Below are 20,859 nucleotides of genomic sequence, written 5' to 3' on the forward strand. Positions count from 1 at the left end.
CAAGGGGCGGGTAAAGGATGAATAAAATATGGATTTGGCCGCTGCTGCTCCTGCTTGGTTTCGTTGGTTATGCGGTATTCCCGCAAGCTCTCTCCACCGCTGCTTCCATCGATAAGGTGAAGGCCGAAGGCATGGAGGACAAGCTGTCTGTCCGGCCGGAGGAAGGCTCCCTGCCGGTTGCCGGCAGCCCCGTCTCCAACAACGATTACCAGCTCAAGATGGAGGATGCTTCAAGTGAGGCAAGGGACGAAGAGCCCTCCAACTATATCAAAAATGAATATGCACAAGCGGGAATCTCCGCTCAGCCGGAGCTGGATCAGCAAATCGACAAATGGATTGCTTCCCTCTACGATCAGCCCGGATTCGATACATGGAAAGGGGCGAGCCGCGAGGTTCTCCCTCTCGGCCCCGGCCTGCACGGCTGGGTGGTGTTATTAAACCAAGGAGACCGCCAGGTCGGATACTTGATCGTGAACGCTGCAGAGGACGGCGGTTACCAGTTGACGGAATACGGAACGGGCAGCAAGCCTCTCTACAGTATGCAAACACTGTACCAGGGATTGGTACAGTCCGGAATTATCGATTCATCGGTTTCTTATGTTGATTTTGCCGCCGATCTCACAATTCGCAAAGAAGCCTGCTATTCCAACGGATTACAGGCACTGTGGAAAGTAACGATAGATGACAAGCTCCATTACTTCGATGCCAAATCGGGAGAAGAGCTGCCTGATCTGTCCGAATGGCTGTCTTCCCGCCCATCCGCGGAGACTATCTTTCAAAGGGAACCCGCCAAGCCAAAGGAGAAAGTACAATCCTTGGAAATGCCCGAATTCGACCCTTTCGAGCATGCCTATTGGCTAACGGGAAAACCTGTTGAGGACCTGAATGCAGAGAATGCCTTCTTCAAGCTGTCCTCCATGAATCAAGTTACTTATACCGCACGGTTGTTTGCCGGTAAGGTCTACAATCCTTATGCGGTAACCGGAGTTCACCTCTGGAATGACGGCTCGCTGTATGCGGCTCTGGATCAGGATGGCCCCCGTTATTTCATGTTTGAACAGCTTCAGCAAACGGGTCAATGGTTTCAACAGCCGCAGGAATGAGAAAAAAAGCTCTGCCCGCGACAAGCGGTGCAGAGCTTTTTACTTTTTACGTTTGCGCTGATCATAATACATCCGGAGAGAAACAGGAATCAGCCCGAACCAGCGAACCGTCCACCCCTCCATAGATTTCGCCTGTTTCCTTTGCTGCTTCCTTTCCCGTCTGATTTCACGCGGGGTGTCGATATAAGTAACTACTTGCTGGGTAATGTATTTAACCAGTTCATCCGATTTCACCATGGCACTCCTTCTTTCCTCCAATGGATCGTCAGCTTGCCGTCCAGAGGGCAGCATCTCCCGCCCCTTTCAGTCACCAGCATTCCCCTTTTCTCTGCATCTTAATCAAAGAGAAGCCAAAAAGGAGCACTGCTATTTGCAGTCTCCTAATATGTGATTCGATTCTACGCTCCGGTATGCTGAGCGACGTGTAACAACGAATAACGGGCAATTGATTTGGTCCACGCACTTACGTTGAGTGCGACGATAAGCGCGGTTAAGTATATTAAATCCGGTCAAGTGATTTCAATCCACGCACTCGCGTAGAGTGCGACCTCCAGCAGGGGAGCCGGAAAAGCCTAAGAAGGAGACCATTTCAATCCACGTACTCGCATAGAGTGCGACATCCATTTAGGCTGCTGCTTCCTAAATCCGATTATTTCAATCCACGCACTCGCGTAGAGTGCGACGAGTGCATTCATTCCTAAATTGTGGTACGTATCAATTTCAATCCACGCACTCGCGTAGAGTGCGACACTTTAGGATTCTGGTTCGGGCGAACTCTAGCAAAATTTCAATCCACGCACTCGCGTAGAGTGCGACACCTTCCTATCGTTAACCATAAGGACGGCAACAAATTTCAATCCACGCACTCGCGTAGAGTGCGACTCATACCTGAGACCGATATAAAACCTCCAATGAGAATTTCAATCCACGCACTCGCGTAGAGTGCGACGCCATCCCGTTGGCGTTCATGGTCGCGGGCCGAGTATTTCAATCCACGCACTCGCGTAGAGTGCGACTTTATTGTTTTTACGGTGGTTTGTACGTAATGAGTATTTCAATCCACGCACTCGCGTAGAGTGCGACCTACTGCATCCTGGATCAGATTATACACCTGACCCCGATTTCAATCCACGCACTCGCGTAGAGTGCGACCTTGTACTGCTGGATATCCTGGGCACTGGCTCCCCGAATTTCAATCCACGCACTCGCGTAGAGTGCGACTGAACTGCTGATAGGGAATCGTTGAGTTCTTCATATTTCAATCCACGCACTCGCGTAGAGTGCGACCAAATGTAATCTCGCCATGATACTTGCTGATAGAGATTTCAATCCACGCACTCGCGTAGAGTGCGACTCAGCTGCCCGAACTGGAATCCACTGCGGATCCGATTTCAATCCACGCACTCGCGTAGAGTGCGACTTATTACATTTTTTATGAGGAGTGTGTAGGATATGATAATTTCAATCCACGCACTCGCGTAGAGTGCGACACAAGAGGGGCAATAGTAAGCGCGAGGGCCGCCTTATTTCAATCCACGCACTCGCGTAGAGTGCGACACGCGGCGGTTGTCGAGTGGATATCGCGGCCAGCTTCATTTCAATCCACGCACTCGCGTAGAGTGCGACTTTTCGATTTGGTCCGGCAGGGCGTAACCATCACATTTCAATCCACGCACTCGCGTAGAGTGCGACCGGGCTCGCTCGTCCTCGTTAACGATGGCGCTAAGGTATTTCAATCCACGCACTCGCGTAGAGTGCGACCTACTCGTAAGGCGACGGAGGCAATCGCTAACAGCGATTTCAATCCACGCACTCGCGTAGAGTGCGACCAAGAACTCAAAATCGAAACGGAGGATTAATCTATATTTCAATCCACGCACTCGCGTAGAGTGCGACAGGGTGCTGCCAAATCCAGCATACCACAAGGGCTCAAACAGTTAAAAGTGCGAATCTCCATTTTGCGAGGTTCATACTGCCAACAAAATCTGCAAAAATGCCAAAAACCCGCGTCGTTACGTCGGTGCGAGTTTCCCGGGGTTTGCATGTGAGCTATAGGTTCGCACTTCTTAAAACTATATCTCATAACGGCACTACTCATTAAAATTCCGTAAAGTTACCAGATTTAATATTATCTCTTCTAAATAAAGTTTATTCAAAACTCGCTATCAACAGCAGACCGTACCTTTCCTAACTTTTTAGATTTAAAGGTCAATGAATGAGGACGAGGCGCTCAAGGACCTGCAAAAGTGCAGGTCTTCGGAACGATTTAAGCCAAAAACAGCAAAAGACGTGCAATTGTGCAGGTAAATTCAGCCATTTTGCGGATTTTCAGCGTTTTGCGGAAAAAGACCTGTACTTTTGCTCGTCTTTCCCGAGAATTACCGGAATTACGCAAAATGACCTGCATTTTTGCTCGTCTTTGGTGCCAGTAACGAAATCGGCCCCTAAATATTGTAAACATCTGGCATTTAAAAAACCGCCCAGAGGGCGGTCTAACAATTATCAGATTTTCTCAGGCGATTCCAAGCCGATCAGGGCCAGGCCGTTTTGAAGCGTAATCTGCACGCTCTTAACCAGTGCCAATCTTGCTTTGCGCTGCTCTTCATCATCCACAAGAATAGGGCAGTTATGGTAGAAGCGGTTGAAGCTCTGAGCCAAATCGACCAGATAACGGCTGATGATCGAAGGCTCCATCTTGACCATGGCCTGCTCTACCGTCTCCGTGAACAGTGCTATCTGCTTTGCTGCCGCATAGGCTTCCTCGTTCAGCAACAGCGAAGCATCGAACGATGCGCCTCCGTCCGGAAGCTCTGTCGATTGGCCATCGTTGGCTTTGCGCAGGACGCTGCAGCAGCGGGCATGGGTATACTGCACATACGGTCCGGTCTCCCCATCGAAATTGAGAGCTTCTTCCCAAGAGAAGACGATATCTTTAATCCGATTTGTGCTCAAATCGTTAAAGATAATGGCACCAACGCCAACCTGACGGGCCACCTCATCTTTATTTTTCATGTCCGGATTTTTGCTTTCGATAATTTCCCGAATTTTGGAGATCGATTGTGTAAGCAGGTCCTCAAGCATGACAACGTTGCCCTTACGCGTGGAGAGCTTGGCTCCTTCCAGGCTTACCTTGCCGAAAGCGACATGCACCAGATCCTCTGCCCAATCGTAACCCATCAGTTCAATAACCTTAAACGTTTGCTTGAAATGAAGGCTCTGCCCCGCATCGACGACATAGATCGCCTTCTCGAAATCGTAGGTGTTCTTCCGGTACAGGGCCGCTGTAATATCCCTTGTATGGTACAGGGTGCCTCCGTCTTTCTTGATAATTAAAGCCGGGGGCATATTATAGTCGTCCAGACGTACAAGCATCGCTCCGTCGTCTTCTTCCAGAAGCTGCTTGTCTTTCAGCTCCTGAACGACCGCGGCCATCTTATCATTGTAGAAGCTTTCTCCCGCATAGGAATCGAAGCTGACCCCCAACAAATCATAAATCTTGTTGAATTCATTCAGGCTGATCTCGACAAACCATTTCCACAGCCGGATCGCTTCTTCATCCCCCTGCTCCAGCTTGACAAACCAGCCGCGGGCTCTATCCTCCAGTTCAGGATGAGTTTCCGCTTCATCGTGAAATTTGACGTAAAGCCTCAGAAGCTCGCTGATTCCTTCCTGCTCGATGGTTTCCGCCTGGCCCCATTCCTTATAAGCGACAATCAGCTTGCCGAACTGGGTTCCCCAATCTCCGAGATGGTTGACCCGAACTACATTGTACCCGAGGAATGAGAAAATTTTATAGAGCGCATTGCCGATAATTGTCGTGCGCAGATGTCCGACGTGAAACGGCTTGGCGATATTGGGAGAGGAATAATCGATGACAATCGTCCGGCCCTGGCCCAGGTTCTGGGAACCGAATTGCTGTCTCAAGGAGAGTACGGAGGCCAACTGATCTTGAACAAAACTATCTTTCTTCAAATATAAGTTGCAATATCCCGATACCGCTTCAACCTTCTCCAGCCAATCAGCCTGCTCCAGCTTGGCCTTAAGGTCTTCAGCAATCGCTTGAGGAGCCTTGCGCAGCACCTTGCTCAGCTTGAAGCATGGCAGCGACAAGTCTCCCATGTCCGGATTCGGCGGATATTCCAACATTCCGGCAATCGCAGCCTCCTCCATTCCTTCCAAAGAGGGAACGAGGTAGCCGGCTACCTTATGTTTGTACTGAATCATGTTCGCTTTCGTCCTTTCGGGCTATGAATATAGGAAATCTATGCAATAAAGCACCCCAATTAGGGGTGCCCTCGTAGATTATGTAATGGTGCGGTCGAGAGGACTCGAACCTCCACGGGGGTAAGCCCACACGGACCTGAACCGTGCGCGTCTGCCAATTCCGCCACGACCGCGAATGGTGTCTGCCGGCTATCTGCTTCGTCTTAAGTAATTATTGCGGCGACAAGAAGTAATATACCATGACTGCTTATAGGTTGTCAAACCTTTTTTTAAAAAAAATTTAACCTACTATATATATTCAAATAAATCCCAAAATTGACTTGCGTTTTACGATTTTTTCCATTACAATAAAAACAAATATACGAACGGAGGTTCGCTATTATGACGACAAATACATTAGTCCGCAAGCCGCAGCATATTACGATGGAAGAATCCGATTTGGTCAAGGAAGCTGTGTTACTGCCTGTTCTGTTGACCATGATCAGGCGGGATATGGACCGGATGCAGAATTCATCGGCTTCACCGCATAGGCTCTGCCTTCCGAACATTGTCGTCATGCAGAGGATGCTCGAGATGATTCAGATTGATCTCGTCCAGCTCAAGCAGCGGCTGAGATCAGCGGGCATCCGGATATATAGCGAAGTGAAGGATGCCCAAGGCATACGCTGTAAATACATCTGCCGGGAGAACAGAGGCAGCCTGACCTTGTCCCGCAGCATGGTGAAGGCTGAGATCAGCATTCTTGCCGGGAACTATGTCCATTCCCGTATCTAGCAGCCTTAATCGGCCAATAGCTGCCGTTTCATTATTGGCCGGCGTTTCTCTCCCGCCAATAATTCAAATTACGCTGGGCCGATGAATACGCAGCCTCATATACCGTACGGCCGATCATATGCCCGAGCAAGGTGGCCGTACCGGCATATTGGCACGCACGCCCCGTCTGGGTCGCCGCGATGATGATGGCATCCGTCGTCGTTCCGGTTGCCGTTCCTTCCCCGTCACCCGCTTGTACGCGCAAGTCCTGTAGAGCAGCTGTCTTGGCTTCTGTTGCCGTTATTACCGCATTGACCATGGCCGAATCGGTCATTGCGGCTTCCACTATGACAATCGTGTTAATCGTGCCGGGGAATAACGATTGCCTTTCCCGTCTGGAACCTGCTCTTGCCGGATTGCTCAGCCCTGCGGTAACTATGGTGCTTACCCGGATTCCGGAGTCCTCCGCCTCGCAACGTCCCGCATCCGCTACCCGGGCCGCTGTCAGCATTCCGGCCGTCTCCGCGGGGGCAAGACCTGCGCCCTGCAGAAATTGCTCCATCTCCAATACTGGGTCGTCACAGCAGTAATTTTTGCTCACCTGCCGATTTATCAGATACCGGCATTCGGAGAATCCTCCTCCCCAGATGGAGGAATTTAAAGTATACAGCGATTTTTCCGATGTGATCAGAAGATAGGGACTGCCGTTCTGCTCGACGAATGCTTCATTTACTCCGCTAATGATCGTCATTCCGGCAGCTTCCGCTCCTCATTGTACGGTTGGTATATATAATTTCGGTCCAATTTGATGACTTTCCGGTTCATTTTGCGGATTAGTACCGTTTTATCGTCCCAGGCCATAACGAAGCCTCTTACATCGTTGGCAGGGTCCGCATCTCTGACCACCCTTACCCTCGTTCCATCCAACCGATAACGATCCAGTTCTTCATCCGAAATCATATTTATCGCCTCCCGACTTAATTTATTGCTCCTGTTATTCATCTCTTCATGCCGTATTAATTCGTTGCCCTTGGTATAATACCAAATGCTCCCGATTTGTTTTCTATTCACGGCCTTTTGGCCAGGCCTCTTGATCTTCTTTATATCCATAGTAAGCTAATTCATGTAGTTATGGCCAACGGACATACATAACATGGTTTCTTCGGGGCAATATAGGATATAAGGTTGGTTTTTTTGCTCTATTTATACAAAGTAATTGACCGAGAGAAGCTCTGTAAAGATTCGGTTTATGGAAGGAGAGCGACACCCGTGGAGAAAAAAACATACTATGTAGCGGTCGCCCCCGGCGAGATTCTGCAGGATCAGCAAGCCTTGAATTACGAGTTCGTTATTCAGGCAACCGATGATGAATTGGACAAGCTGCAGGAATTATTCGAAGATACATCCGCTTCGGAAATCAGTACTGCCGCCAGAGCCGTCATCCCTTTCCGCGAATATTCCCATGATAAAGAAAATGAATGGTATGATGCCAACCTGCAGCAAATTTATCAAATGCTGCATCAGTTAGGAACTCCAGAAACAAGGAAGCATATCGAGAGCATGAACATTTTGCCTCATGAGCTGTGATCCGCATGCTGCGGATAGTAATATAAAGACCTAAAAGCGAAGCCGCTTTTAGGTCGTATCCGATTCGTTATCCGAGGGCTGTCAACCGACATGCTCTTTCGACTCATACCAGCAATCCAACACTGTTCCGGACATCACTCTTGACTCAATGTAATTGATCTGTTGAGGAGTAAATTGCTCTTTCCAATTAACCTCGAGTTCACCGCACAGCTTAACGATCGTCAACAATTCCGACCAAGCTACATAGCGTTTGTACCAGAAGAATTGGGGATGCTCTATCATATAGGGATACAAGTCGTCGAATTCTGTATGCTTGCAGTCCAGGGCACGTTCAAAATGAACTTTGGCTTCCCTCAGCTTCGTCTTGAAATAGTCCACCGGCACGTTCTCTTTCCCCATAGAAATGCCTCCTCTCTCTATAGTCTGATTTAATTATAACGAAAAACAACAAGGTTGGGAAGGTAAAGAACGTCTGTCAAAATCCACCTGCCTAATCCCGCTCGGCAGATTCTTGCAAAATCAGGAATCGAAGTGAATGATCCCATCCGTTAATCCGGTTATGTTGACCAGAGATTCCAAGCGGATTCCCTGTTCCCTGATCGTTTGCGCCCCTTTCTGAAAGGACTTCTCTACGACAATCCCCATTCCTGCCAATTGGCTTCCGGCCCGCTCGATAATCCGAATCAAGCCTCGGGCTGCATCCCCATTTGCAATAATATCATCAATGAAGAGCAGCCGGTCTTGCGGAGACAGGAACGATTTGGATACCATTATATCCGTTACAATTCCTTTGGTGAAGGAAGGAACCCGTTCCATATAACAATCCTCATCGGTCGTCAGCGTCTTCTTGCGCTTGGCGAAAACCATGGGAACCCCAAGATGACAAGCCGTTGCGAAAGCAACCGGGATCCCGGAAGATTCCACTGTGATCACTTTCGTAATGTTATCCCCCTGAAATCTTCGTGCAAATTCTTGCCCCATTTCCATAATAAGAGAAGGCTCCACTTGGTGATTCAGCAAGGCATCCAGCTTAAGAACCTTATCCGATAAAATTTTTCCATGCTCGCGTATTTGTTGTTTTAACCGTTCCATAACAAAACTCAGCCTCCCCAACTTGACACAAAATGCTACTTCCCATTTAAGCCGACCTTCACTCCCATTACTGGCATAGTCATAACGGAAGAAGAAACAGCATCCTTTGCATATGGTTTGATTAAAAACTTATCACAGCCGGTCCGTCTTGATCAAGAGACAACTTTTTTTGTTTTTTTACAAAAAAAGTGAAACTTTCGACGCGTTTAAGTTGTCTATATAAGTATAGAAAAGAATGGAACGTATCTTATTACAGTACAATTGAAAGGACTAGAAAAATCATGTACCCCTTTATTAGAAGGGTCGCCCTGGTTGGACTGGCCTGTGCCGCTGCCGCCGCTCTCACTGCCTGCCAAAGCGGCGGCAAGGAAGCTCAACCGGCCCCGTCTCCTTCGTCAATGAACGACAAGCTGAATGAGTCCCAGCCCGCCCCTTCCCCTTTCGAATCCCGAGAGGGGGCACCGGTTAACGGCACTCCTGTCTTCGTACCACAGGAGGGCGAACCTCCTTCCGGAACGGCCCAATCGATGACGCCTGATCGGAACAAGCCCGAAATAGAAGCCTACAGCAGCGAAAGACCGTTGCTGATGGGACTGTCCATCTCGGATAGCAGGCAGACCGTCCTGGACAAGTTTGGAGAACCTGACAACGAATTTGTTATGGATGATCCGACCGATCCCATCACGGTGTTGGATTATTCGGATTTTACCGTAGGAATCAATCGTTCCGACAAGGTTGAATTTGTCAGCATTGATTCGATCGATATCGACCCGGGTCTGAACGGTTTGAAGCTCGGACAGAAAGCAGCCGATGCCATCAAGGCTCTGGGCGAGCCGGATACGACCACCAACTACGTCATGGCTTATTCTAATGAAGCTACCGTGCTCAGGCTCGACATCGATTCCAAAACAGGGAAAATCCAGTCGATCAAATTGTTCGATGATGCCCAGAAGCAATAGGCTGGCGGAAACAAGAGATAGTCTGCAATCCAATAGTCATGCCCGCTCCCTCTTGGACATACCTTATATTAATGGTGTGGACAAGGGGGCTTTATTTTTATGCGCAGGACAGGGAAGATTATGCAGGTTGCCTTTACCTACATCGGAACCGTTGTCGGAGCCGGGTTTGCTACCGGACAGGAAATTTTGCAGTTCTATACCCGGTACGGTTCTGCTGCCGCATTCACCATCGGCCTCTCCTGTCTGTTCTTCACATGGATCGGGATTAAAATTATGCTGATGGCCCATAGATTGGAAGCACAGTCTTATGAGGATCTCAATCGGATATTGTTCGGGGAGCGAATCGGAAATTATGTCAGTCTGTTTACCATGATCGTACTCTTCGGCGTGACGACGATTATGCTGGCCGGAGCCGGTTCCCTGTTCAAGGAACAACTGAACATGTCCTATCAGGCGGGACTCCTTCTGACGATCATCTTCTCTTACCTGGTACTGACCCGGGGTATTCAGGGGATATTGGTCGTTAACTCTATCGTTGTTCCTGTTATGATGATCTTCTCGGTCATTGTCGTCTGGTCAACCCTGAGCTTGCCTAACGCCGGCCAATGGCTGCAGTTGTCCACCGACTCTTCCGCATGGAGGGTATGGTTCTCCCCTTTCCTATATAGCGCATTCAATTTGGCTATGGCGCAAGCGGTTCTGGTACCGCTTGGCTCAGCCATTCGGGACCGTTCGGTCCTGTTCTGGGGAGGGCTTATCGGAGGGATCGGCATCGGGGTAATGCTCTTGGCCGCTCATATCGCATTGGCCGCACGGATGCCGGATATAGCTCAGTTCGAAATTCCTATGGGACAAATTATCCGCCACCTGGGCCCCGTCATTCAATTGCTGTATGTTTTCGTTATTTTCGGAGAAATCTTCACCACTTTTATTGCGGATGCATACGGACTCACTCTCCAGTTAGAGCAGCGGACCCGAATCTCCCGGACTCAAGGGATCGTCCTTATTCTTGCTGTCAGCTATCTGGTCAGCCAAATCGGATTCAGCAAGCTGCTATCCGTTCTGTATCCCTTGTTCGGCGGGGTCAGTCTGCTCTGGCTGATCATGATGCTCTTCCCCCGTCGCAGAAGGACGTATACTCTGTAAGGTCAAGGCAAGACGAACGACCATGAACAGCGTGCCCAGAAAGCTGAACACAAAGCCCACCATCAGGTAAGCATGATGATGATACGGAAATCGGCCGGGATTGCGCATTACCGCCAATAAATCGACAAATAGAAACAGCAGGCCGGTTACGATCAACCCGAGCATTACATAATCAAGCACGGTCCATTGCAAAAAGTAGGAGCTTACTCTCGATTCCAGTGAGTGTCCGGGCGCAGGCTTTCCCTGCCTGTCCGCATCCTGCTGTGCCGCAAAATAGACATGCCACACTGTAAAAACGGCCGCTCCAGTCACTATCAATCCAACGACTCCGGCAAAAATCGCCCACGTAGTGTACAATGCCGGTCACCCCTTCCCTATATGAATCAGCGAATGCACGAGCCAAATAATCATGGCAAAACTGACAGCAGGCAGTGCCCACAGCAGCACTTCAGCGGCCTTCAACGGAACGAAAGGCAGCCTTTTCCACAGCAAACCGGCTATTCCCGTTAAGGTAGGACGTTCTGCGGGATATGTGGGGATTCCGGCTCTGGAGCCCGGTTTCGAACCCGAATGTCCGTGGTCCTTGCTCCCCTTCCCCGCCGGATCATATTCAATCCTGCCTTTTCTCCATCCGATCAGATAGGTAATGGGCCTGTTCGGCCGGTTTCCTCTCGGTGAACCCATGTCCTGCCTCCTTTCGCAAGCCGACGAAATGTATCTTCCTACCGTCCATGATGCAAGTTCGGCTTGTGTTCAGCCCGAGCTGAATGATTGATGCATCTTACGTTTCCTATTATCTTATGTACTAGTTCTATAGTATTCGAACCTTTATCGAAAAAGCAACGAACATTTCCATATTTCTCTAGCTTTCCGTATAATGAAATGACCCCACCAAGGATAAACGGCAATCGCCGTCCTTAGGACGGGTGCCTTTACCGATGAAATATAAAAAAAGCTCCTAACGGAGCCTCTTCGAAGACGAATAACCCGGTTTTAAAGGTAGCTTTTTATGCCAATTAGAAAGTTTGTCCCATTTTAATGCTTTCGGTACGGTACCGTCAAGCTGCAAGAAGGAGGGTCAATATGAACCGAGTGGTCATGATAACAGGAGGAGGACAAGGAATCGGAAGGGCCGTTGCCTGGAAATTTGCTTCCTGCGGATATTTGGTTTCCATAGCCGACATAGACAAAGAAGCCGGATTCGAAGTCATTCGGGAAATCCGGCAGATCGGCGGGCAGGCCATGTTCATGTGCGTCGATATCGCCGATGAAGAAGCGGTCAAGCGCTGGTTTCGCCTGACGATGGAAGAATACGGGCGAATTGACGTACTGGTGAATAACGCCGGAATCAGCTGCAATGCGCCGATGATGGAGCTGTCTGCCGACGATTTCGACCGCGTCATAGCCGTCAATTTGCGTGGTGCCTTCCTCTGTTCACAGCAAGCCGCACAGGTGATGAGAACACAGGGAGGAGGCAGCATTCTGCATATTGCGTCAACGAGGGCGCTCATGTCTGAGCCGGATACGGAAGCCTACTCCGCATCCAAGGGAGGACTGCTGGCTCTGACCCATTCCATGGCCGTCAGTCTGGGGCCTTATGGGATCCGGGTGAATGCCGTCAGCCCGGGTTGGATCGAAACATGCGACTGGCAGTTATCCTCGCGTACCACCCTGCCACAGCATAGTGAGCGGGACAAAAAGCAGCATCCGGTAGGCCGAGTCGGCACCCCGGACGATATTGCCGAAGCCTGCCTTTATTTGACCGGGCCGCAGTCCGGTTTTATTACCGGCCAGAACCTGATCATTGACGGGGGCATGACGATCCGAATGATTTACGAATAAGGAACGAGGGAATATCATCCCCCGTTCCTTCTCTTTTTTATTTATTAAGCATTTCGAATACCTGCTCGACATCCTTGTCTCCACGGCCGGACAAGTTAACGATCAATAATTGATCCTTATCCAGGGTCGGGGCCAATTTCAGGGCATAAGCAACCGCGTGAGCACTTTCCAGGGCCGGTATAATTCCTTCGGTGCGGGAGAGCACCTGGAAAGCATCAAGCACTTCCTCGTTGGTAACGGTATAGTATTCGGCGCGGCCGGATTCTTTCAAATAGCTGTGCTCCGGTCCAATTCCCGGATAATCCAGACCGGCGGCGATGGAGTAAGTTTTCCGCGGTTCGCCGTTCTCATCGAGCAGAACGAGACATTTAAATCCATGCAACATTCCCGGCACGCCTTGCGTCAGGGTCGGGGCTTGATCGGGCTCCACTCCGATTAACCGGACGGACGGCTCATCAATATAATGCGCGAACGAACCGATGCCGTTGCTTCCTCCTCCCATACAAGCGATGACCGCATTCGGCAAGCGGCCTTCTTTCTCCATAATCTGCCTCTTCGATTCCTCGCTGATAATCGATTGGAAATGCTTCACCATCGTTGGAAACGGATGAGGCCCTACGGCGGATCCGAGCAAATAGAACGTATTCTTGTAATTGGCCACCAGGTCTTCCAGAGCCTCATCAACCGCGTCCTTCAGCCTTCCCTGCCCTTTGTTGACCGGTACTACCTTGGCCCCCAGCAGCTCCATACGGAATACATTCAGCGCCTGACGGCGGGTGTCCTCGGCTCCCATATAAATAACGCATTCCATTCCGAACATGGCACAGACCGTGGCGGTAGCCACTCCATGCTGTCCCGCTCCTGTTTCGGCAATGACCCGTTTGGCCCCCATCCGCTTCGCCAGCAGGATTTGACCCAGCACGTTGTTGATTTTATGAGAACCGGTATGGTTTAAATCTTCCCTCTTCAAATAAATTTTGGCCCCGCCGAGCTTCTCGGTCAAATGCTTGGCATACGTGAGAGGGTTTTCCCGGCCGACATATTCCTTCAAATAATACTTGTACTCCTCAATAAACTCGGGGTCATTCTTATATTTCTCGAACTGCTCCGCCAAGTAATCCATGGCCTGCTGCAAATCCGGAGGAATAAAGCTGCCCCCGAATGAACCGAAATAACCCGCTTGCTGTTCCGCACTCATTCTTAAACCCTCCCGATAGACAATCAAATTTTTCAAAGTTTAGCGATTAAGGTTGGCTGCACTAAGCTGTCCACCTCATTTTACTAGAATCCCGTCCTTTTGTCATGAATACTAAATTCCGGAACTCTCCCGCTTTCAGGATGAGAGATGATGCTCCTTTGCCGGCAGAGCCAGCGCTTTTTTAACAGATCAATGCTGAAATGGGGGGGCCGGTTTTCTTCTCGCCGGTTCTCCGGCATAAAGATTCCCTCCTTGACGGAATTCGTGAGTCTGCCTATAGTGGTTAGAGTGACTTGGCACAGCCTGATAGAATGACAGAAAGGATCTGAGTAGTACAATGTGGCTTGTTTATGCTGGTTTAGCCTGTCTATGCTTTGGGCTAAGAGGAATTCTGTATCAATGGTCTTCCCAGAAGCCGTTGGATCGCAATTTGCTTTTATTCGCCGTTTATTTGTCCGGAACGCTCATTGGGGTCGGACTTAATTTCATCGTTCAGCCGGAATGGACTCCCGGAGTCTGGGTTGGACTCTTCATGGGGGTATTTTCCTTTACGGCCAATGCGGCCATGTATAAAGGTTTTGCGGTCGGCAAAGCCTCTTTAATTGCGATTATGGCCGGTCTTCCTCCGGTTGTCGTCGTTATTCTCGCTTACGGTTTGTGGGGGGAAGCACTTACGTGGGGGCAAGGGGCCGCTTTTCTTGTCATTATTTGCGGCATCATCTTGATCCGTTATTCCAGTGATCTCTCGTTCTCGAATTTGAAGGGGCTTCAGTGGGGAATCATTACTCTTATTTCTTTCGGGTTAACCGACGTCGCCTCCAAGCAGGCCGTATTATGGGGCGGTGAGACCATTCCCACACTAGTCATTATGTATGCGACAGGGATGGTTTTGTTCTTTATTTCTTGGCTATGGGGACGGAACAAAAGGAGCTCTGATGAAGCACAGAAGGAACCCGGTAATTCGCCCGACACTAAACCAAATTGGTCTTTCTCGAAAACTATTCTCTGGGGACTCGTCGTCGGAGTCAGCAACATATCCGGAATGCTGCTCCTGCTTCCCGCGTTCAAGCTTGGAGTCACCGGGCTCGTATCGGCGGTCGTAGCGATGAATGTCCTGATTATTCTGTTCTATGCCAGATTGTTTCTGAAGGAGAAATTCAACCGCCAGGAAACGGCGGGAATTATTTGCGCTTTCTGCGGTATGATTCTGCTTCGGCTGATCGGTTAACCGTAGACAATAGAGGCATTCGCACATTTCATGATGCCCTCGTGACCTCCCTTCTCGCGATCGCATAAAATAGGACCAGATGGAAGAGAAAGGGGGACTTGAACATGGGACATCCTGCAGGTGGACTCTGGACCAGCACCGGAGTTATTCTGGTTCTCTTCATACTCTTGGTCATCGTTTCTCGCGCCTGGATCTGATTTAAGTCCTTGCAGAGAAACCGGATATGTCTGATTACGGTCAGTGCCTTGTGAGGCGTTGGCCGTTTGTTTTATTCGGGAAAAAGCCGCTAAGCTGCAACCTTCGTAGCTCCTTCGCCCCCGACTGAGACGGGGTCTAATTCTTCTGAACGCGGCCGAACCAGCGGGACCCACATATATTCATGGCCGGTCGGTCGCCATCCCTTCGTTTGGTAAACATTTAACTGTATTTTATGTAGGTAAATTCGAGCGAATGGTGGAAGGCTATTGAAATAAATGGAAAAACTACATTTAGAATCGAGGTTTTTTGCTGAAATCGCCTTTTTGCACAAACTAGCTGCATTTTGCAGCTAGACCCCCATGCCGCTGACCGCGGCACCATCAGATGATGAAAATGGATGGATTATCAAGGTAGAATAGAGTTGAATTGCTTCAATAGTGTGAAATTTGAAGACTAGATGGATTTCATACAGTTAGATTTCTATATTCGGAAGAAATATGGAAACTAACTGGAAAACCTACAGCTAGTTTGCGCCAAAACAGCCGTTTCGCCCAAAGTTGCCCATTTTAACTGTAGTTTATCCAGTTAGTTTGATCATTTTCGCCCATTCGCTTGAATCTACCTGTACAAAATACAGTTAGACGTGCCGCTCCGCTTGCAACGATGCCTGCAGACGGTAAAATAGACGGATTTTCAAGGTAGTTACCGTCTTTCGCTCTAGAAAAGCAAACTAGCTGTATAAATCCAGTTAGACGCGTCAGAGCAAACTCGCACAAGGATAAACGGCTATCGCCGTCCTTTGGACAGGCGCGTTCTACCGATGAAATATAAGAACAGGTAAAACACCCACAAATAAATCCACTAGATATCCGTGCCGGAAAAGAAAAAGCCGGGGTTTCCCCCGGCCAATGAGTTTAATTATTCTTAATCCATTCCGCCAAATCGTCTATGAGCTGCTTGGATACGTTACCCGGAACCGAATATTCCATTCCGGTAGACGGCTGGTCTACCTCGATCAGGAAGTGGTTCATCTTCGGATAAAGCTTGTAGGTCACATCGCTGCGTGCGGTTAGCGCTTCTTTCCAGCCATCCAGCTCTTTAGCAGGCACCTGGATATCGTTCTCCCCCTGCATAATGACCAGCGGAACCGATTGTTCCTTGGCGATTTCTCCGCCGTAGTAGTTGCTGAAGTCCTTCCACCAGGCAAAGTTTCCGAAGGAGAAATTATCCGGTTGGGTCTGCACCGCCGGATCCTTGATCGCCTTCAAATCCTCCTTAAACAATGCAATCTGCTGCTCCAGCTGCGCAATCTGTTCTGCAGGAGCCTGGGCTTTCTTGGCATTGTCCAATTGATTCTCGAATTGCCACAGCAGAATATCCTCCAGAGGAGTAGAAGGTCCGGAAATAACGGCGGCGCCGGCAATATGGCCTTCTTCATCCGCCTCGATCATCCGGGGAACGAGCATGGCGCCTTGACTATGCCCGGCCAGATAAATCCGTTCGGAATCGATCTTGTCTTCCTTAAGCAGATACTTCACTGCTTCCAGAGCGTCATCGACCGTTTCCTCTTTAACGGTGAAATTCGGGATGGACATGGATTGGTAAGGATATTCCCGAGTCCGCTTCTCATATCGGAGCACGGCTACATCCTGCGCGGCCAGACCGACCGCAATATCACGGAAAGGCTTATAGGCTCCTACCGCTTCGTCACGATCGTTCTGACCCGAACCATGAACCAGTACAACAACCGGGAACGGGCCTTCGCCTGCAGGAAGCGTCAGGGTGCCCGGTAATTTAAACTGCCCTTCGCCAATAACTACCTCTTTCTCTGTGTAGGCGCTCGAATCGTCATAATCCGGCTTCTCATAACCGCCCGCCGACAAGTAAGGAATGTAAACATCATCCAGCTTCTGATTCTGATCGAATCGCAGCGTTATTTCAAGAGGAAGCTGTCTGTCCGTCATATAGGTCAATTTCACATTGTTGTGCACAGCATTATCTTCCCGCTGTACGCCGGCCAACTGTTCAATAGTGCCGTACATTGCAGTTAATTGCGCATTAATAGCCGCAATCAACTCCGGCTGCATGGCCTTCTGCAATGGGACGCTCATGTAAGAGGGGATTTCGGAAATTTGCCCATTCTGGACAAGGCTCATTAGATAACCGCTAATAGAGATAAGATCATTGCTGTCAATCGTAAGGCCGGTTTCGTCATTCCATTCGAGCTCGGCCTGGAAAGCCTGACTAATGACATCCAGCGGAACCATCGTCGTTTCATTGACCAGTTCTGCCGCTTTGTCCATATGCACTTCCGCACCGTTCACGATTGCCTTCTGTTCGCCGATGGTCACCGTAAGCGACTGGGTTCCCCGGCGCACTTCCGCCTGATAAGTTTCCTGATTCCAGGATACTTGGGCACCGATCGATTCTGCAACGGCTCTGAGAGGCACCAAATCCGCAATGGCCGCCTCAACTGTCACACTAGCAACGGGAACCGGAGCCGCCATCACATTCACTGGAAGGCTTAAGCTAATAGCAAGCACAGTACCGGCCGCAACCTTTTTCCATTTAACTTGTTTCATCGTTTTCATCAAGCCCCCTGCGTAATAGATCATTCAAGATTTTCAGTTGGGACGATTAAGAGTTCCTGCCAACCGTCCTGCGAAGAAAAGAAGCGTTCCTTCCTTCTCCTTTCCGATCGCGTCTTCCCGCTTTCTCCGAAAATCAATTGAATTCTATTTAATTATCCTATACGCGGAAAGCCCTGTCCAGAAACTATTTTCGATTGGCCCGTTACAAAAAGATGCAGCATTCTTCACAAGTACGCGAGATCAGTATCCGTATGCACAGTATCGGATGTTGCTTCATTTACATAAGAACGGTTGAATCTTATTGGGACAGAGCCTTGAATCCGTACTCGAGCAGATGGTTGGAATCCCGCCAGACTTCATCATTCGTAGATTTGAGCACGATAGCGATCAATCCGGCATTATAACGGGTAGCCGAGGATACTAAACAATAACCGGCCTGATCCGTAAACCCGGTTTTAATGCCGTCCGCCCCTTCGAAATAGTAGCCGCTGTTTCTTTGAAGTAATTGATTGGTGTTGGTAAAGCTTAGCGTATCTGCATGGTTTCTACCCTTGCTGTATGCGGTATATTGCCCCGTATTGACAATTTTCCGGAACTGCTCGTTCTTAATCGCTTCACTGGCGATCATCATCAGATCGCGGGCGGTTGTATAGTGATTCTCATCATGCAAACCGTGAGGATTGACAAAATGGGACTGCTTCGCCCCCGCTTGCTTCGCTCTTTTATTCATAAGCTGGGCGAAGTAGTCTATTGCCTCGTCAGGCTCCATATCCTCGCGGCCGCTTACTTTGCCCGCAATATGAATGGCGATCGTCCTTGCCGCGTCATTGCCTGAAGGCAGCATGAGGGCATGGAGCAGATCGATCAGCTTGAACTGCTGCCCGGGCACAAGCCCCGCCCTGCTTTCCCCGGGGTGCGGAACCGCTTCTTCCCCAACCTGAACCATTTCGTCCAGGTCTCCCAGCTCGAGGGCAAGAAGTGCGGTCAATATTTTCGTCGTGCTGGCAGGATACATCCTTTCCTTGTCATTCTTATAGAAAAGAACCTTGCCTGTTCTCTGATCCATCAGAATGGCGGCTTCTCCCCGAATTTCATTCATTGCGAATTGGCGGTCGTTGGTCTGAACCTTGACATGTCCCCATACCCGGCTCCACTGATCTTTCCCTACCATATTAACCAGTAGTACTACTGCAACAATACATACAAAAAGTGCAAATTTTTGCTTCATGCTTCCGACCCTTTCCTCCGTCAATCTGTTACGTTGTCTGAACGTCCGTCCCTGGACCAGCTCTGCAAGAATGGCCAAACCTCGGCCCATAGCCGCCGCTGTCTCTTCATGCATTGCTTATTTCCACGTTTACCGAACTCTCGTTATATCTGGTCCTTACTTTACCGAAAATTGTTTAACCAATAGATAACAATAGCTAAAGAATTTCTTAAATTTCTATTTAGAAAAATAACGTAATCGGATTATTGTGTATAAAGCACATTGAATAAATAATTTTTCTCAAGGCCACAATTCGGATAATTGTGTGGAAAAAAGTATTCTTACGTTCTTAACTACGTGTTCTTTTTGAGCTTTAAGCTATTAACCAAAAACTTGACATTGGAGAAATTTGAATATAAAATGACCCTGTGGTCAATTATGACCTATAGGTCAATTTATTTTGCGGAGGGTAAAATGTCTAGCAGAATGAAAGAAAGATTCAACCAAAGGAACGAATTAATCTTACAAAAAGCAGAAAAATTAATAAAAGAAAAAGGCTACCATAATACAAAGATGATTGATATTGCTGAGGCCTTGGATATTGCAAAAGGCACTCTTTATCTGCACTTTAAATCAAAAGAAAGTTTAGTATTCTCGATAGTAAAGTCCAAAATAGTACAATTTTTTAAATCCGTAGAGACTATATCTCGTTCTGACAAAACAGCGAAATATAAAGTAATAAATATTATCCGAGAAGGGTATAAAAGTGATTTTTTTGAATTTGTATTAGCAAGTTTTCCTGATATGGGGGCTGTATTTAGTGAAGATCAAAATGAGGAGTTATCTTCTATTCAACAAAAGATTATTGCATGTTTCAAATACGTAATAGAAGAGGGAATGGACAGCAAATACTTTGATAATACAGCTCCTTCCGATTTCTTAGCACTTCAACTTATGCAATTATTCGATCCATTGGTGTACGACTCCCTAGTTTATAAAGGGGATATGAGTCATGAGGATTTTGTTCAATTTTCCACAGTCTATTTTTTAAAGGCAATTACCTGTGAAGGAGATAATAAATTATGAGCTACGCAGCCATTAAAACAAAGACCGTTGAAGAAGTTATTTCTGAAGAACAGTTTTATACTCTAAAAGAATCTTTAATTCAGTCATATCTATTTATGGATGAATCTAACAAACAAGAGGTCAGGGAGCTTTTGCTAAACGTTTTTAACATCAATGAACAGCAGCTTATTGAACGTTCTTCCTCGTTCCTCAAACATAAATCTGAAAGAGCAACACTAACATCAACAATTGAAACGGCTGAACAATGGATTGAAAAGTCGAATGAAAAAGATATTCCCTCACTACTTGGATTGACTCGTACAGACGTTGAAATTATCGGACCTAAAGGGTCGGTTAGTGGAAGTCATCATTTAGCGGACTGGTTAGATCGAGCAAACCTTAAATTAGTCACGGTAAATCGCTTCGCTAAATGGCATGATATTGTTCTCGAACAACAAGGTACATGGTATGAAGACAATGGTGAAATAAGAGGCCAAGCCACCGTCTTTACTTATATGAGAATAACGGAGGGGAAAGTTGCTTTTATAGCACGTTATGATAACAAAATGGAAGCCTTTCATGTTAGTGGTGTTTCTGCTAAAGCATAATGCCTAAAAGCTGACGGTGTTGCCTGTCCGGGGATTGACGAATATAATGTCCATATCT

At 48.3% G+C, this 20,859-nt stretch carries 21 protein-coding genes, 1 tRNA gene and 1 CRISPR repeat array; of the genes, 10 read left to right on the forward strand and 12 right to left on the reverse strand.

Annotated features, from left to right (window positions below):
• Positions 1 to 17 precede the first annotated feature (17 nt).
• Positions 18 to 1,103, forward strand: coding sequence for a hypothetical protein (locus tag ACTHRH_RS13540; protein WP_144935251.1), 1,086 nt, complete (start codon positions 18 to 20; stop codon positions 1,101 to 1,103).
• Positions 1,104 to 1,142: 39 nt separating this feature from the next.
• On the opposite strand, the gene ACTHRH_RS13545 is transcribed toward ACTHRH_RS13540, so the two are convergent.
• From ACTHRH_RS13545 to ACTHRH_RS13555, 3 genes are all read right to left on the reverse strand, one after another.
• Complete coding sequence (locus ACTHRH_RS13545; RefSeq protein WP_225312751.1) at positions 1,143 to 1,394, reverse strand: YqzE family protein; 252 nt, start codon at positions 1,392 to 1,394, stop codon at positions 1,143 to 1,145.
• Between the two features lie 225 nt (positions 1,395 to 1,619).
• A CRISPR array of direct repeats spans positions 1,620 to 2,999; the repeat unit is 32 nt; unit sequence ATTTCAATCCACGCACTCGCGTAGAGTGCGAC.
• A 606-nt stretch (positions 3,000 to 3,605) separates the two neighbouring features.
• Complete coding sequence (argS, locus tag ACTHRH_RS13550) at positions 3,606 to 5,324, reverse strand: arginine--tRNA ligase (RefSeq protein ID WP_397347176.1); 1,719 nt, start codon at positions 5,322 to 5,324, stop codon at positions 3,606 to 3,608.
• An 89-nt stretch (positions 5,325 to 5,413) separates the two neighbouring features.
• Positions 5,414 to 5,500: transfer RNA gene (locus ACTHRH_RS13555), tRNA-Leu, on the reverse strand.
• A gap of 208 nt (positions 5,501 to 5,708) precedes the next feature.
• Between ACTHRH_RS13555 and ACTHRH_RS13560 the strand changes: the two genes are divergently transcribed.
• Positions 5,709 to 6,101 (forward strand): hypothetical protein, encoded by a 393-nt coding sequence (locus tag ACTHRH_RS13560; RefSeq protein WP_144935246.1) that lies wholly within the window; start codon positions 5,709 to 5,711, stop codon positions 6,099 to 6,101.
• Positions 6,102 to 6,132: 31 nt separating this feature from the next.
• Here ACTHRH_RS13560 and ACTHRH_RS13565 read toward each other — a convergent pair whose 3' ends face one another.
• Together ACTHRH_RS13565 and ACTHRH_RS13570 are read right to left on the reverse strand one after the other, a co-directional pair.
• Complete coding sequence (locus ACTHRH_RS13565; protein ID WP_144935244.1) at positions 6,133 to 6,831, reverse strand: adenosylcobinamide amidohydrolase; 699 nt, start codon at positions 6,829 to 6,831, stop codon at positions 6,133 to 6,135.
• Positions 6,828 to 7,040 carry a hypothetical protein gene (locus ACTHRH_RS13570; RefSeq protein ID WP_144935241.1) on the reverse strand — a complete coding sequence of 71 codons (213 nt, stop codon included), beginning with the start codon at positions 7,038 to 7,040 and terminating at the stop codon, positions 6,828 to 6,830. The genes ACTHRH_RS13565 and ACTHRH_RS13570 overlap by 4 nt, the downstream gene beginning before the upstream one ends.
• A 309-nt stretch (positions 7,041 to 7,349) precedes the next feature.
• Between ACTHRH_RS13570 and ACTHRH_RS13575 the strand changes: the two genes are divergently transcribed.
• Complete coding sequence (locus tag ACTHRH_RS13575) at positions 7,350 to 7,667, forward strand: hypothetical protein (protein ID WP_144935239.1); 318 nt, start codon at positions 7,350 to 7,352, stop codon at positions 7,665 to 7,667.
• An 81-nt stretch (positions 7,668 to 7,748) separates the two neighbouring features.
• Here the strand turns inward: ACTHRH_RS13575 and ACTHRH_RS13580 are convergent, their stop codons facing one another.
• Together ACTHRH_RS13580 and ACTHRH_RS13585 are read right to left on the reverse strand one after the other, a co-directional pair.
• Positions 7,749 to 8,066, reverse strand: coding sequence for a hypothetical protein (locus ACTHRH_RS13580; protein WP_144935236.1), 318 nt, complete (start codon positions 8,064 to 8,066; stop codon positions 7,749 to 7,751).
• 120 nt (positions 8,067 to 8,186) lie between these two features.
• A complete protein-coding gene (locus tag ACTHRH_RS13585; protein WP_440415988.1) occupies positions 8,187 to 8,759 on the reverse strand; it encodes a xanthine phosphoribosyltransferase in 573 nt (190 codons plus the stop codon).
• A 281-nt stretch (positions 8,760 to 9,040) separates the two neighbouring features.
• Between ACTHRH_RS13585 and ACTHRH_RS13590 the strand changes: the two genes are divergently transcribed.
• Positions 9,041 to 9,718, forward strand: coding sequence for a hypothetical protein (locus ACTHRH_RS13590; RefSeq protein ID WP_150960172.1), 678 nt, complete (start codon positions 9,041 to 9,043; stop codon positions 9,716 to 9,718).
• A 99-nt stretch (positions 9,719 to 9,817) separates the two neighbouring features.
• Complete coding sequence (locus ACTHRH_RS13595) at positions 9,818 to 10,864, forward strand: YkvI family membrane protein (RefSeq protein WP_440415990.1); 1,047 nt, start codon at positions 9,818 to 9,820, stop codon at positions 10,862 to 10,864.
• Here the strand turns inward: ACTHRH_RS13595 and ACTHRH_RS13600 are convergent.
• Together ACTHRH_RS13600 and ACTHRH_RS13605 are read right to left on the reverse strand one after the other, a co-directional pair.
• On the reverse strand, positions 10,772 to 11,221 hold the full coding sequence (locus tag ACTHRH_RS13600; RefSeq protein ID WP_144935226.1) for a hypothetical protein: 450 nt from the start codon (positions 11,219 to 11,221) through the stop codon (positions 10,772 to 10,774). The two genes, ACTHRH_RS13595 and ACTHRH_RS13600, sit on opposite strands and share 93 nt — an antisense overlap.
• 6 nt (positions 11,222 to 11,227) lie before the next feature.
• Complete coding sequence (locus ACTHRH_RS13605) at positions 11,228 to 11,548, reverse strand: hypothetical protein (protein WP_440415992.1); 321 nt, start codon at positions 11,546 to 11,548, stop codon at positions 11,228 to 11,230.
• 399 nt (positions 11,549 to 11,947) lie between these two features.
• Between ACTHRH_RS13605 and ACTHRH_RS13610 the strand changes: the two genes are divergently transcribed.
• On the forward strand, positions 11,948 to 12,706 hold the full coding sequence (locus ACTHRH_RS13610) for an SDR family NAD(P)-dependent oxidoreductase (RefSeq protein WP_440415994.1): 759 nt from the start codon (positions 11,948 to 11,950) through the stop codon (positions 12,704 to 12,706).
• Positions 12,707 to 12,743: 37 nt separating this feature from the next.
• Here the strand turns inward: ACTHRH_RS13610 and trpB are convergent, their stop codons facing one another.
• The gene (gene trpB, locus ACTHRH_RS13615) at positions 12,744 to 13,904 is read right to left on the reverse strand and encodes a tryptophan synthase subunit beta (RefSeq protein ID WP_440415996.1); all 1,161 of its coding nucleotides are present in this window, start codon (positions 13,902 to 13,904) and stop codon (positions 12,744 to 12,746) included.
• A 337-nt stretch (positions 13,905 to 14,241) separates the two neighbouring features.
• Between trpB and ACTHRH_RS13620 the strand changes: the two genes are divergently transcribed.
• Both ACTHRH_RS13620 and ACTHRH_RS13625 read left to right on the forward strand, forming a co-directional pair.
• Complete coding sequence (locus ACTHRH_RS13620) at positions 14,242 to 15,132, forward strand: DMT family transporter (protein WP_150960167.1); 891 nt, start codon at positions 14,242 to 14,244, stop codon at positions 15,130 to 15,132.
• 104 nt (positions 15,133 to 15,236) lie between these two features.
• Positions 15,237 to 15,329: a YjcZ family sporulation protein gene (locus ACTHRH_RS13625; protein ID WP_144935213.1), complete on the forward strand. Its 93-nt coding sequence runs from the start codon at positions 15,237 to 15,239 to the stop codon at positions 15,327 to 15,329.
• A 915-nt stretch (positions 15,330 to 16,244) separates the two neighbouring features.
• On the opposite strand, the gene ACTHRH_RS13630 is transcribed toward ACTHRH_RS13625, so the two are convergent.
• Together ACTHRH_RS13630 and ACTHRH_RS13635 are read right to left on the reverse strand one after the other, a co-directional pair.
• Positions 16,245 to 17,912, reverse strand: a complete 1,668-nt coding sequence (locus ACTHRH_RS13630) for an alpha/beta hydrolase family protein (protein WP_440415999.1) — start codon at positions 17,910 to 17,912, stop codon at positions 16,245 to 16,247.
• A 307-nt stretch (positions 17,913 to 18,219) separates the two neighbouring features.
• Positions 18,220 to 19,263: a D-alanyl-D-alanine carboxypeptidase family protein gene (locus ACTHRH_RS13635; RefSeq protein WP_440416001.1), complete on the reverse strand. Its 1,044-nt coding sequence runs from the start codon at positions 19,261 to 19,263 to the stop codon at positions 18,220 to 18,222.
• A 339-nt stretch (positions 19,264 to 19,602) separates the two neighbouring features.
• Between ACTHRH_RS13635 and ACTHRH_RS13640 the strand changes: the two genes are divergently transcribed.
• Both ACTHRH_RS13640 and ACTHRH_RS13645 read left to right on the forward strand, forming a co-directional pair.
• Entirely contained in the window at positions 19,603 to 20,214 is a 612-nt protein-coding gene (locus ACTHRH_RS13640; RefSeq protein ID WP_440416003.1) for a TetR/AcrR family transcriptional regulator, read from the forward strand.
• Complete coding sequence (locus ACTHRH_RS13645; RefSeq protein ID WP_440416005.1) at positions 20,211 to 20,801, forward strand: hypothetical protein; 591 nt, start codon at positions 20,211 to 20,213, stop codon at positions 20,799 to 20,801. The genes ACTHRH_RS13640 and ACTHRH_RS13645 overlap by 4 nt, the downstream gene beginning before the upstream one ends.
• The last annotated feature ends 58 nt before the right edge of the window (positions 20,802 to 20,859 follow it).

Origin of the sequence: Paenibacillus sp. SAFN-117, assembly GCF_051966115.1 — a bacterium.
Classification (GTDB): Bacteria; Bacillota; Bacilli; order Paenibacillales; family NBRC-103111; genus Paenibacillus_L; species Paenibacillus_L residui.